The organism is Streptomyces chromofuscus (assembly GCF_015160875.1).
Lineage (GTDB): Bacteria > Actinomycetota > Actinomycetes > Streptomycetales > Streptomycetaceae > Streptomyces > Streptomyces chromofuscus.
Window position 1 is genome coordinate 238,871 of the sequence record NZ_CP063374.1, and the last position, 13,401, is coordinate 252,271.

The following is a 13,401-nucleotide window of genomic DNA, read 5'->3' on the forward strand; positions in this document are numbered from 1 at the left end:
CTCCCGACGTCACGGCCTGCGGCGTACGACCTCGGGGTGGTGGTCGCCCATCTGGTCGCGGTCAACAATATGGAGTGGGGTCGCGGTTGACTCCGATCGCCGCAACAGGACACTGAGGCTCTGACGAGAGCAGCGGGGCCGATGAAAGGTAGCTGCGCGTGAGAAGTCTGCTGAAGGGCGTCTCCGGTGTCCGGTGGGGGAAGTTGCGTGATGCGCGGGAGTCCCTCGCCTCGGACATCCCGCCGCTGCTCTCCCGCATCGCGTACGGAGGCGAGGACACCGCCCGGCTCGCGATCGACGAACTCGGGGAGCGGGTATGCGCGTTGGGCTTCGTCGTGGCCGAGGCGACGGCCCCGACGGTGCCCTTTCTGCTGGAGCTGGCAGGGGCCCCGAACGTGCCGTGCAAAGCTGAGCTGTTGGAACTCCTTGAGGGCATCTTCCGTACGGACAACTGGCACTCATCAGCCGCGGCGGCCGGCGGTCCCAGGCGCACGGGCTTCAAGGAGCAGCCCGGCTGGGAGGCGGCATCCCGAGCGGCGGTGCGCGCGGGCCGGCCCATCATCGAGGGCCTCGCATCGTCCGTACGGCCCGAGGAGGCCGAGGCGGCACACAAACTGCTGCGGGCGATGGACGAAGTGCCGGCGTTCCCGGAGATCTGAGCGGTGGCGCGTGCCCTTGCAGCTCGCTTCCTCTCGTTGTGGGCCGAAGCCCTTGATCTGCGATGTCCGTCAGCGGATCAAGCCCGCTGGGCCGACCTCTGTACGTCCTGACATGATCCCGTCCGTGACGGAATACACGATCAGTGCCGCCGGCGGCAACGACTGGGCCGCCACAGAGGAATCGCTCGGGGAACTCCTGCCATTGGCCAGGTACTGCGCCGTGACTGGAGCTGGAGTCGGAGCTCGGAGTGCGGTGCCCCAAGGACTACCGCGCATACGCGGACGCCTACGGCCCCATGGTCGTCAACCACCAACTCTGGTTCGGTCACCCCGCTGTCGAGCGTGGGCACCTTGGCCGCAGTATCAAGCCTGGCATCGCGGCTTGGGCCGAAGTCCCGGAGGATCTTGAACACCCCTGCCCGGTGGGGTCCGCCCAACGGGCCATTGCTCCCCTGGGGCGAGCAACATGCCATGACGTTCAGCGAGTGGATGCCGGCATACCTCGGAGTGCAGGACGTCACGGTGTGCTCCCGCGACTCAGCACCCGACGGCCCGCTCTACAGGCGGATCAGCTGGGGTCCGCGGACCGGACTCCGGGGCGTTCACGGGGCCGTGGGAGGCGAACTCGGCATGCTGCGGCCTCACGGTCTTCATGTCGTCGCACAGGCCAAGTCCGGAGGGGACGGCTCAGCCAGACATACGCGGCCAGGGCCAGCGATCCGCGTGCCATGAAGTCACCCCACAGAGGGAGGAGGTCGGCAACGCTGCCAACCTCCAGGACTCCCCTCACCAGAACGACCGTGAGAACACTCGCCACCGTCAGGACGAAGACGTAACAGATGCCGGCAGTACGGTTCCGACCGAGCCACGTACCCAGCAGCCCCGAGGGAATCTGGACCACCACGTGAAAACTCAAACAGCTGAACACGACCGCGAGGTGCAGCATGAACGGCGGCACGTCCGCCGAAGGGTCATGGGACGGGGCCGCCCCGTAAGCGTCCAGGACCCAGGACGGTGGCACAAGGAAGGTGAGCACTAGCAGCACTCCGCTCAGATGCATGGCGGCGAGGTGTGCCGCCGCGCCGCGGAGCACAGTCCTCGTACGCCGGCCTGCAAACGCCGTCTCCTGATCGCTTGCTCTCACAGTCCCCCCTCGACGTCTCGCGTACCACGCCTCATCGCGACACCGCAGCACAGTACGCTGTCATCCCCCACCGTCTCAGCTCCCCTCCCGTCGGCCTCGTTCACCGCCGTTTGAATGGGGACTACGCGGAAGGTTCACCCCCGCGTCCGGCCGCGTAACGCCGTAAGCCGATGCTCATGACGGTGTCGGCTGGGCCGTCCCTGGGTCGTCCGAGGTCGCTCGACCCCGGGTCCGCGAGGTGCCGTGGTCCGTCGGCTCTCCTCATGCTTCGGTTCCACCTGCAACCGTCGCCGCGTTCGAAGAGTCATACCCGCCGTGACCGAAGCACGCACACAGGACCCTTCGGGGTCGTCGCCCGCCGTCCTCACGGCAGCAGGCATTGGGAGTCTGACCCTCGCCGCTGTGGCGAGCTGGAGCAGCCTCTTGCTGATTGTCCAGGGGCGTGTGATCCCTGGCTGGGGGGTGAGTGCAACTCTCCTCATCATGTCGCTCGTTCTCCGGCGGGTCCTCACCCGGGCCGGCCGCCCGGCGGGTGCCGTGAGGCTCCCGCGGAAGCGAGCCCCGTGGTCCCGGCCGGGGAACGGTCTGCTGATCGTCGCGGCGGTACTTGGCACCGCGTGGGGAGCGGTGGACGACCTGATCTCGGGTGCGGAGTACCACGTGCTGCGCCCTTCGGGTCCAGGAGGTTGCACGGCCGTGGTGCGCGAGACGTCCTTTCTCGTGAGCGGCAGTGGCGAGGCGTATGCGGTGGGGCGCACGGGTTGGGCACTGGGCGAGTCGGGATCCTGGGCGGTCGACGATGGTTACCGGCCCGTCGAAGCAGGCACGTACGAGTTGGACTGGGGGCGGGACGGCGGTCTTCTGCGGATCAGCGGTACGAGCACCGATCCGGTCCTCCACGGAGGACTGGCCGACATCGACTGCTGGTGGTGAAGCTGATCGCGCTCACTGGCGTGCCCCGCGTGGGGCCTTCATGGGCACAGCACACGACCGGTCGCTGCCGGGCGTGGGCCGCCACGGGTGCGTGTCCAACCGTGTGACAACGTCCCTTCACAGCGGCAAACAAGCCGGGACGCCTGTAAACCGCGACCGCAGGCGGGAGTCACTCTCACCCAGGCCGCGCAGGCGTGCCCCCTCACAGCCCAGGGCTCGGCGAAACAGGCGGTGTTCGGGCGCCAGGTCGCCGACCCGCGCCCCCATCCGATCGGGGGCGTGGAGCCTGCAGCGAACACCCTGCGCACGTAGGCACTTCCAGCCGCTGCCGCTTTCACTGAAGCTCCGGACCCGCGGGGCGGGGCGAGGCGAGCTGCTGGTAGGTCCGATCCGCACCACGTCGCGGGACCGGCCACAACCCCCGGTCGTGCGGGAGGAATGTGACGTATCAGTCGAGGTCTTGCCATCGCCCACACCCCCTGCATACAGTCTCGCCCATCCTCGAATCGATTCGACGTCACCGCTCCGGCCTGTTGTCGAATCGATTCGACAATCAGATCCCCACGGACTCCAGACGGGCGGGCGCATTCGGACATGGCCACGATCAAGGACGTCGCCGAACGAGCGGGCGTCGCTCCGAGCACCGTCTCCTACGTCCTCAGTGGGTCCCGCAAGATCTCCGAGGAGACCCGGCGGGCGGTCCAAGCCGCCATCGACGAGCTCGGCTACCACCCGCGCGCCAGCGCCCGCACCCTGCGCAGTGCCCGCACCCGGGTGCTCGCGCTGGCCGTGCCGCGCGTGCCCGGCGAGTACCGGGCGATCGACGGCCGGTTCGCCGTCGACGTCACCGACGCCGCCCGGGGCCACGACCACGACGTCCTCCTCATCACCGACGAGGACGGCGTCGGCGGACTGCGCCGGGTCGCCCGCAGCGGACTCGCCGACGCGGCGGTGCTGATGGCGGTCGAGGAGCGCGACCCCCGCATAGAGGTCCTGCACCAGCTGGGGTTCCCCGCCGCGTTGCTCGGGCACGACGGCCACTCCGGGCTGCCCTGGACCGACCTCGCCTGGGAGGCCGCCGTCGCCCTCGCGCTGCACGAGTGCGCGGCGGCCGGTCACCGGCGGACGGTCTTCCTGTCGTCGGCCGAGCACGAGCTCGCCGCCCGCCGCGGCTACGCCCTGCAGGGCCTTGACGGGGCCCGGCGAGCGGCCCGCGAGACCGGCGCGGACGTCCGGGTGGTCACCTCGCACCGTGACCCCGACGTCCTCACGCGCCGCCTGCACGAGGCGCTGACCGCCGATCCCGCGCCGACCGCGCTGGTCGTGCAGCACCTGATCCTGCTCCCGCACCTGCTGGACGCGGTGGCCTCGATGGGGCTGCGGATCCCCGAGGACCTGTCCGTCGTCCTCGTCGGCAGCCTCCCCGACGAGCTGGGCACCCGCCATCTGCCGCGGATCGACCTGCCCGTCGCCGAGATGTCCGCGGCCGTGGCCCGGCTCGCCATAGAGGCGGTCGAAACCGGCTGCGGCACCAACGACCACCCTGCCGCGCCGCGCCCCGGGGCACCCGCCCCGAACGCTTCCCCCACGGTGCCGCACCACCCGATCCAGCCGCGCATGGCCGGGCCCGCCGTGGCCCCGCCGCCGGGCGGCTGAGCAGGCGGGCCGACCCGTGCGTCCGGACCGCCGGCACGCACGGGAACCGGCCGCCCGCCTGCGCCGGATCACCGCATGTCCAGAGCCGTACATGTAAGGGAGAAACGACCATGCCGTCCCTGACCGGACGCGTCAGAGCAGGAGCCGCGAGAGCCGCGGGCGTACGCGCTCCCGCGCTCGCCGCGACCCTCGCGTGCGCCACCGCCGCGCTGGGCCTCACCGGCTGCGCCGCCGAGCCGGACCCGGGCACCGTCACCGTGCTCAACTCGGCCACCGACACCGCCGAGCACACCGCGAACCAACGGTTCTTCGACCGCTGCGCCGCACCGCTGGGCGTGAAGGTCGAGCAGATCAGCGTTCCCGCCGACCAGGTCGCCTCCAAGGCGCTGCGGATGGCGTCGTCGGACTCGCTCACCGACATCCTGGAGCTCGACGGCTCTGAGCTGCCGCAGTTCGCGCAGACCGAGGGACTGCGCCCGCTGGCGGAGGCGGGCGTGGACACGTCCGGCTTCTCGGCGAGCGCCACTTCTCTCGGCTCCTACGACGGGGTGCAGTACGGCGTCGCGCGTTCCGTGAACTCGCTCGCGTTGATCTACAACACCGAACTCCTGAAGGACGCGGGCATCGACCCGCCACGGACCTGGGCCGAGCTGCGGGACGCCGCGAAGAAGCTGACCTCGGGCGACACCTACGGGATGGCCTTCAGCGCGAGCCCCAACGCGGACGGCGTCTACCAGTTCCTGCCCTTCTTCTGGTCCGCCGGCGGCGACGAGGCCGAGCTGGACAACGGCAAGGGCGAGGCCGCGCTCCAGCTCTGGAAGGACCTCGTGACGGACGGATCCGCCTCGAAGTCCGTCGTCAACTGGAACCAGCAGGACGTCAATGACCAGTTCGTGGCCGGCCGCGCCGCCATGATGATCAACGGTCCGTGGCAGGTGCCGGTCCTCAGCGCCCAGAAGAACGTGGACTGGGCGGTCGCGAGCATCCCGGTCCCCGAGGCGGGCAAGGCCGCCGTGCCGCCGATCGGCGGCACCGTCATGGCCATCCCCAAGAACGACGACACGGCCCGTGAGAAGCGCGCCGCCGCCCTCCTCGACTGCCTCAACTCCGAGCAGAACCAGCTCCAGTGGGGCGAGTCCGTGAACAACGTGCCCACCCGCGCCGCGGCCGCCCAGGCCTACGCGGCGCAGAACCCCAAGCTCGCCCCCTTCGCCGAGCTGGTCGAGACGGCCCGCTCCCGCACCGCGAAGGTCGGCACCGGATGGCCGGTCGTCGGCGACGCGCTGGCCGGCGCGTTCCAGTCCGTGCTGACCGGGCGCACCAGCCCGGACAACGCCCTGCAGCGGGCACAGCAGCAGGCCTCGGCAGGGAAGTGAGGAACCGGCCATGACCACCATCACCTCGACGGCGCCCGCCACCGCCACCGGCGGCACGAGCGCGAGCGCCCACCGGGCCCCAAGAGGCCGGCGGCTGCTGCGCTGGCTCTTCGTCGCCCCGGCGCTCACCTACATGGCGCTGTTCTTCGGCTACCCGCTCGTCAACAACATCCTGATCAGCTTCCAGCGGTACACGCCGAAGACCTACTTCACCGGTGAGGCCCCGTTCAACGGCCTCGACAACTGGCGGGCCGTGTTCGCCAACGAACTGTTCGGCGACGCCCTGTGGCACACGCTGCTGTTCACCGTCGGCTCGCTGCTCGGCCAGTTCACCATCGGTCTGGCCCTCGCGGTCTTCTTCTCCCGACGCTTCCGCCTGTCCGGGCTGGTGCGCGCCGTCCTGCTGCTGCCGTGGCTCGTCCCGATGGTGGTCTCCGCCGTCGTCTGGCGGCGGATCCTCGACCAGGAGCACGGCATGCTCAACTCCGTACTGCACGCGGTCGGCCTGGTGTCCGCCGACGGGGTCCCGTGGCTCAGCAGCCCGAGCGTGGCGCTGCTGTCGGCGGTCCTGGTCAACATCTGGATCGGCATCCCGTTCAACATGGTGATCCTCTACGGCGGCCTGCAGGAGATACCGCGCGACGTGTACGAGGCCGCCGCGCTGGACGGCTCCGGCCCCTGGCGCACGTTCCGCAGCATCACCCTGCCGATGCTCCGGCCGGTGATCACCGTCGTGCTGGTGCTCGGCTTCATGTCGACGGTGAAGATCCTCGACCTGATCCTGGCGCTCACCTCCGGCGGACCCGCCGACTCCACGCAGACGCTGGGCACGGTCACGTACCAGCTGTCGTTCCTCCAGCTCGACTTCGGCCAGGGCGCCGTCGTGGGCAACGTCCTGATCCTCATCAGCGCGGTCTTCGCCGTGCTGTACCTGCGGGCCAACCGCGCCGACTTCGGCAAGGGGAAGTGACCGACGATGAAGCAACCGACGAACACGCCGGAGACGAACCGGCTCCCCCGCGGCGTCCGCCTGCGCTCGGCGTGGAACACCACCGCCGCGCTGCTGATCCTGGCCGTCCTGCTCTTCCCGGTGTACTGGATGCTCAACACCGCCCTCCAGCCCGACGCGAGCATCGCCGCCACCGCGTGGTTCCCCACCTCGCCCAGCCTCGACAACTTCGAGACGGCGTTCAGCACCCAGGGCCGCTCCCTGCTCACGAGCCTCGGTGTCGCGCTCGGCGCCGTCGTCGTGTGCCTGGCCCTGGCCGCACCGGCCGCGTACGGACTGGCCCAGTTCGGCCTGCGCGGCGGCCAGGGCATCGTGTTCACCACCCTGATCACCCAGATGGTGCCGGGCATCGTGATCGCCAACGCCATGTACAGCGCCTACGCGGAGCTGGGACTGGTCAACTCCTACCTCGGGCTCGTCCTCGCGGACGCCTCGCTCGGACTGCCGTTCTCGATCGTGCTGCTGCGGGCGTTCATGGTCTCGATCCCCACCGAGGTGGTGGAGGCCGCCATGGTCGACGGGGCCAACCGGTTCACCGCGTTCGTCCGGATCGTGCTGCCGATGAGCCGCAACGCGCTGATCACGGCGGGCCTGTTCACCTTCCTCTTCGCCTGGTCGGACTTCATCTTCGCGCTGACGCTCAACACCACGGACGACGTCAAGCCGATCACGCTCGGCATCTACCAGTTCGTGGGCGCGCACGTCAGCGACTGGGGCGCGGTGATGGCGACCGCCGTGCTCTCGGCCGTCCCGGCCGCGATCCTGCTCGTCGTCGCCCAGAAGTACATCGCCGCCGGGATCACCGGCGGATCGGTCAAGTAGGACGGTTTCCCGTGAGCAATCCCCCCGAGCCCGGCTCGTCCGGACTCCCCGGCTTCCCCGAGGGCTTCTTCTTCGGGGCGGCCACGGCCAGCTACCAGATCGAGGGCGCCCACGACGAGGACGGCAGAGGCCCGTCGATCTGGGACACCTTCAGCCGCGAGCCCGGCCGGGTCGCCCGGGGCGCCACCGGCGACGTCGCCTGCGACCACTACCACCGCTACCGTGAGGACGTCGCCCTGCTGCGTGAGCTGGGCGTGGACAGCTACCGCTTCTCCCTCGCCTGGCCGCGCGTGCAGCCCACCGGCTCCGGCCCGGCGAACCCGGCCGGCCTGGACTTCTACGACCGGCTCGTCGACGAACTGCTCGCCGCCGGGATCTCCCCGGCCGCCACCCTGTACCACTGGGACCTCCCGCAGGCGCTGGAGGACCGGGGCGGCTGGCGGGTGCGCGAGACCGCCGAGCGCTTCGCCGAGTACACGGCACTCGCCGCGGACCGGCTCGCCGACCGGGTGGATCGCTGGATCACCCTCAACGAGCCGTTCTGCAGCGCCTTCGTGGGTTACGCGGCGGGCGGCCACGCCCCGGGTGCCCGGGAGGGGCGGGGCGCGCTCGCCGCCGCCCACCACCTGCTCGTGGGCCACGGACTCGCCGTACGGGCGCTGCGCGCGGCGGGCGCCAGGGAGGTCGGGATCACGCTCAACCCCGACCGGCTGCTGCCGGCCACGGACTCGGCGGCCGACCTGGCCGCCGTGCGCCGCGTCGAGACGCTGCACAACGACGTGTGGTTCGAGCCGCTGTTCGCCGGGCGCTACCCCGCGCACGAGACCGAGACCTGGGGCGAACTCCTCGAGAAGGGCGAGGCATTCCGCCGCGACGGCGACCTCGCGCTCATCGGCGCGCCGCTCGACTTCGTCGGCATCAACTACTACCGGCCGATCACCGTCGCCGACGCCCCGCACAAGGACCCGGACCCGGCCACGCGCACGGCCGTCGACGTCCGGGCGGAGGAGAGCTGGCGCGACGACGTGCGGCACACCACCATGGGCTGGCCCGTCGTCCCGCACACCTTCACCGACCTGCTGGTCGAGCTGTCCGGGCGCTATCCCGCACTGCCGCCGATCCTGATCACCGAGAACGGCTCGGCGGAGGCCGACACCGTCGACGCCGAGGGCCGGGTTCGCGACACCGACCGGATCGAGTACCTGCGCAGCCATCTGGAGGCCCTCGCGACCGCCCTGCGCGAGGGCGTCGACGTCCGCGGCTACTACGTGTGGTCCCTGCTGGACAACTTCGAGTGGGCCCGCGGCTACGAGCAGCGGTTCGGCATCGTCCGGGTCGACTACGACACCCAGCGGCGCATCCCCAAGGACAGCTACCACTGGTACCGCGGCCTGATCGCCGCCCACCGCGCACGCACCGGCACCACCCGGTCCTGAGGGACCGCCGACCCTTCCTGAGGAACACCCGATGAAGTTCACCGACGGCTACTGGCTGATGCGTGACGGCGTCCGCGCGTCGTACGCGGCGGAGGTCGCCGACGTCCATGTCACCGACGACCGGTTCACCCTCTACGCGCCCGTGCGCCATGTGACCGAGCGCGGCCACACCCTCAACAGCCCGCTGCTGACGGTGGAGTGCTGGTCCCCGGCCGACGGCGTGATCGGCGTCCGCGCCACCCACCACGCGGGCTCCGCCGAGCGCGGCCCGGACTTCGCGCTGCGCACCGACGCCGCCCACACGGCCGAGGTCACCCGGGACGGCGCCCTGCTTCAACTGACGGCCGGGGAGTTGTCCCTGCGCGTGGACACCTCTGCCCCCTGGCGGCTCGACTTCACCGCCGGCGGACGGGTGCTGACCTCCGCCGAGGCCCGCGGCACCGGTTTCGCGGTCACCGGGGACGGCGCCCACCACTCGCTGGCCTCGCTCTCGCTCGGTGTCGGCGAGCTGGTGTACGGGCTCGGCGAGCGCTTCACGCCCTTCGTCAAGAACGGCCAGAGCGTCGACATCTGGCAGGCGGACGGCGGTACCGCGAGCGAGCAGGCCTACAAGAACGTCCCCTTCCACCTGACCAACCGCGGCTACGGCGTCTTCGTCAACCACCCCGGCAAGGTCAGCTACGAGATCGGCTCGGAGGCCGTCGGCCGGGTGCAGTTCAGCGTCGAGGACCAGACGCTGGAGTACTACGTGGTGCACGGACCGACACCCAAGGAGATCCTCGACCGCTACACGGCCCTGACCGGCCGCCCGGCGCTGCCGCCCGCCTGGTCATTCGGCCTGTGGCTGTCGACGTCGTTCACCACCTCGTACGACGAGGAGACGGTCAACCGGTTCGTGCGCGGCATGGCGGAGCGCGACATCCCGCTCGGGGTGTTCCACTTCGACTGCTTCTGGATGCGCGAGTACCAGTGGTGCGACTTCGTCTGGGACCCGGACGTCTTCCCCGACCCGGAGGGCATGCTGCGGCGCCTGAAGGAGGAGCACGACCTGCGCGTCTCGGTGTGGATCAACCCCTACATCGCCCAGAAGTCCCCGCTGTTCGCCGAGGCCAGGCGCCACGGCTACCTGGTGCGCAGGGCCAACGGTGACGTGTGGCAGTGGGACCTGTGGCAGGCGGGCATGGCCCTGGTCGACTTCACCAACCCGAACGCGCGCCAGTGGTACGCGGACAAGCTGAGGGTGCTGACCGAACAGGGCGTCGACTGCTTCAAGACCGACTTCGGCGAGCGCATCCCGACCGACGTGGTCTGGCACGACGGCTCCGACCCGGAGCGCATGCACAACTACTACACGCAGCTGTACAACCAGACCGTCTTCGACGTGTTGACCGAGGCCAGGGGCGAGGGCGAGGCGGTGCTGTTCGCCCGCTCGGCCACGGCGGGCGGCCAGCAGTTCCCGGTGCACTGGGGCGGCGACTGCGAGTCCCACTTCGGCGCGATGGCCGAGTCGCTGCGCGGAGGTCTCTCGCTGGGCCTGTCGGGCTTCGGCTTCTGGAGCCACGACATCGGCGGTTTCGAGGGCACACCCACACCCGAGGTGTTCAAGCGCTGGGTGCAGTTCGGCCTGCTGTCCTCGCACAGCCGTCTGCACGGCAGCAAGTCGTACCGGGTGCCGTGGGACTACGACGAGGAGGCGGTGGCCGTCACCCGCGACTTCACCCGCCTGAAGCACCGGCTGATGCCGTACCTGTTCCGCGCGGCCCGGCAGGCCGCCGACAGCGGCACCCCGGTGATGCGCGCCATGGTGCTGGAGTTCCCCGACGACCCGGCCTGCCACACGCTGGACCGGCAGTACATGCTGGGCGACGACCTGCTCGTCGCGCCCGTCTTCTCGGCCGACGGCGAGGTCGACTACTACGTGCCGGCGGGAACCTGGACCCATGTGCTGTCGGGCGAGCGGATCGAGGGCCCGGGCTGGCGCCGCGAGCGGTACGGCTTCGACAGCCTCCCGCTGCTCGCCCGGCCCGGCTCGGTGATCCCGTTCGGGGCGAGCGACGACTCGGCCGTCTACGACTGGGCGGACGGTGTGACGCTGCGCGTCCACGCGCCGGCCGACGGCGCCACGACGGTCACGCGGATCCCGTCCGCCGACGGCTCGGCGGAGGCCGTGTTCCGCACCCGGCGGGAGGGTGACGTGATCGACATCGAGGCCGAGGGTGTGCCTGGGGGGTGGCACATCCTGCTGACCGGCGCGCGGGCGCAGCCGGACGCCGGGTCGCCGGCGTCCGCCACCACGACGGAACTCGGCACGCTGGTCTCGGTTCCGTCCGGCACGCACAGCATCTCGGTCCACCTGACGGACGGTTGCTGACACCGCAGCGCCGTACGCCCGCCCGGGCCAGCCGGGCGGGCGTACCCGTACCGGGCCCGCGACGACCTGAAGACCCCGTCACCAGTCCTGTTGGCAGTAGGCGTTGTCGGCCGGACCATGACCTCCGTCGGCGCGGACGCATCACGCTGGGGTCGGCTCGGGCTCACGGCGAGGCCGGCAGCCGTCCCCTCCTCACCCCAGGTGCGTGGCGTGCCACTTTCGGAAGAAGCCACGCGCCTCGTGGGACCGCCTGGCTTCTGCAAGCCGTTGATCGACCACATGCCCCATGCCACCGACCGGCGTCCCCGGACCGCTGCCCCACGGCGGGCCGCAGCCCCTGCCGCTCAAACATCACCGACGGGGCAGTCCCACCGGCGTATCCTGCCCCTGTGGGACTGCGGTTCGAGACCCGCCGGTCCGACTCGCCGTGGGTCGACACCGTGTGGACGTGCACAAGCGAGCAGATCACGGCCATGACGTCCGTCGCAGGGGCGCGTTGGGGTTTGGTGTTCTGGGAGCAGCACGGCCGGTCCTACGCGGCCATCACCGGCCCCGAGACCCGGACCGGCACGGCACCGGTGCCGGAAGGCGCGAGGTTCACCGGCATCGAGTTCGCCGTGGGCACGTCGTTGCGAGCTGTGCCCACACCGGTGCTGGTCGACGGAGGCATCGAGCTCCCCGACACCACGCGCCGGACGTTCCGTTGGGACGGCGCGCGCTGGGAGACGCCCGGCCCCGCCGACGCCGAGGCTCTGGTCGAGCGTCTCGTCCGGGCCGGCATGGTCATCCGTGACCCGCTCGTCACCGAGGTACTGCGCGGCAACCGGCCGGCTGTTTCGGGGCGCACGGTCGAACGCAGGTTCCGCGCCGCGACCGGGCTGACGCAGGGTGCCGTCAGACAGATCGAGCGGGCCCGCACGGCGGCTGAGCTGCTGGCGACCGGCGTTCCGGCCGCCGACGTCGTTGCCAAGCTCGACTACTTCGACGAGCCGCACCTGGCCCGGGCACTGCGCTCCTACGTCGGACGCACGGTCAGGCAGCTGCGCGAGGGCACCGGCGGCGCCATCGCCCTCGATGTGGATCAGCGCTTGACCTCGTAGACCACCTTCATGATGCCGTTCGAGTACCTCTGCGACTCCCGCAGCGCCAGCATCTGCTTGTCCCGGTCGGCCCGGCCGAACAGGCTCTTTCCGGCACCGAGCAGGACGGGGAAGACGAGCAGGTTGTACTGGTCGATCAGGCCCGCGTCCGACAGCCGCCGGGCCAGCTCCGCGCTCCCGTGGATGAAGATCGCGCCGCCCTCCTCCTCCTTGAGTGCGGCGATGTCCTCGGTCGAGCGCAGGATCCTCGTCGGCCCCCACCCGTCGACGAGGGCGTCGTCGGTCAGCGTGGTCGACACCACGTACTTGGGCAACTCCTTGTAGACGGCGTGGTCCTCTGAACCCGGCCAGACCGGCGCGAACGCCTCGTAGCTGCGACGGCCGAACATCAGCGCCGTCGTGTCGGCGAGCTCCTCGCCCTTCAGCGACCAGGCCTCTGGGACGAACTCCAGGTCCTTGACCACCCAGCCGCCACTGCGGTGCTCCTCCCCCGGCCCGCCGCCGGGCGAGTCCACGACGCCGTCGAGCGACATGAAGCCGGTGTAGACCAGGTCACGCATGGTGTTGTCTCCTCACGATCGGGCGAGTTGCGGGGTTCACGCTAGAACGCGGCCGCGGCGGCCGTCTTGGACAGAAACGACAACGGGTCGAAGACGTGGACCAGAACACCGCCGCGACCGGTACACACCCGAGCCCGAGCATGTAGCCGACAGATCGTCGGCATGCCCTTCGCGGCGTCCCCGCCTCCGCACGTACGCGGCCCGGCCCGGTGCGAGGGCTGCCGCTACACCGGCTGATACCGGCACATCAATCTCGCGATGCTCGCGCGCGGCCCTGCTGACCGTACTGGCAGCTCGGGCCGGCGACGTCACAAAGGTGATGCGGAAACGGATCG

Annotated in this window: 10 protein-coding genes; 9 read left to right on the forward strand and 1 reads right to left on the reverse strand. The window is 70.6% G+C overall.

From position 1 onward, the window contains the following. Positions 1 to 158: 158 nt before the first annotated feature. From IPT68_RS00955 to IPT68_RS00995, 9 genes are all read left to right on the forward strand, one after another. Positions 159 to 659 (forward strand): hypothetical protein, encoded by a 501-nt coding sequence (locus IPT68_RS00955; protein WP_189697621.1) that lies wholly within the window; start codon positions 159 to 161, stop codon positions 657 to 659. A 1,627-nt stretch (positions 660 to 2,286) separates the two neighbouring features. Next, positions 2,287 to 2,736, forward strand: a complete 450-nt coding sequence (locus tag IPT68_RS00960) for a hypothetical protein (RefSeq protein ID WP_189697620.1) — start codon at positions 2,287 to 2,289, stop codon at positions 2,734 to 2,736. Positions 2,737 to 3,330: 594 nt separating this feature from the next. Then, the gene (locus tag IPT68_RS00965; protein ID WP_189697619.1) at positions 3,331 to 4,392 is read left to right on the forward strand and encodes a LacI family DNA-binding transcriptional regulator; all 1,062 of its coding nucleotides are present in this window, start codon (positions 3,331 to 3,333) and stop codon (positions 4,390 to 4,392) included. Positions 4,393 to 4,502: 110 nt separating this feature from the next. Then, the gene (locus IPT68_RS00970; RefSeq protein ID WP_189697618.1) at positions 4,503 to 5,768 is read left to right on the forward strand and encodes an ABC transporter substrate-binding protein; all 1,266 of its coding nucleotides are present in this window, start codon (positions 4,503 to 4,505) and stop codon (positions 5,766 to 5,768) included. 10 nt (positions 5,769 to 5,778) lie between these two features. Further along, positions 5,779 to 6,738 carry a carbohydrate ABC transporter permease gene (locus tag IPT68_RS00975; protein ID WP_189697617.1) on the forward strand — a complete coding sequence of 320 codons (960 nt, stop codon included), beginning with the start codon at positions 5,779 to 5,781 and terminating at the stop codon, positions 6,736 to 6,738. Between the two features lie 6 nt (positions 6,739 to 6,744). Next, entirely contained in the window at positions 6,745 to 7,599 is an 855-nt protein-coding gene (locus IPT68_RS00980; protein WP_189697616.1) for a carbohydrate ABC transporter permease, read from the forward strand. Positions 7,600 to 7,610: 11 nt separating this feature from the next. Next, a complete protein-coding gene (locus IPT68_RS00985; protein WP_189697615.1) occupies positions 7,611 to 9,035 on the forward strand; it encodes a GH1 family beta-glucosidase in 1,425 nt (474 codons plus the stop codon). 31 nt (positions 9,036 to 9,066) lie between these two features. After that, positions 9,067 to 11,406 (forward strand): alpha-xylosidase, encoded by a 2,340-nt coding sequence (gene yicI / locus IPT68_RS00990; protein ID WP_189697614.1) that lies wholly within the window; start codon positions 9,067 to 9,069, stop codon positions 11,404 to 11,406. A gap of 389 nt (positions 11,407 to 11,795) precedes the next feature. Further along, positions 11,796 to 12,506, forward strand: a complete 711-nt coding sequence (locus IPT68_RS00995) for a helix-turn-helix domain-containing protein (RefSeq protein WP_189697613.1) — start codon at positions 11,796 to 11,798, stop codon at positions 12,504 to 12,506. On the opposite strand, the gene IPT68_RS01000 is transcribed toward IPT68_RS00995, so the two are convergent. Then, the gene (locus IPT68_RS01000) at positions 12,488 to 13,066 is read right to left on the reverse strand and encodes a dihydrofolate reductase family protein (protein ID WP_189697612.1); all 579 of its coding nucleotides are present in this window, start codon (positions 13,064 to 13,066) and stop codon (positions 12,488 to 12,490) included. The two genes, IPT68_RS00995 and IPT68_RS01000, sit on opposite strands and share 19 nt — an antisense overlap. Positions 13,067 to 13,401: the final 335 nt, after the last annotated feature.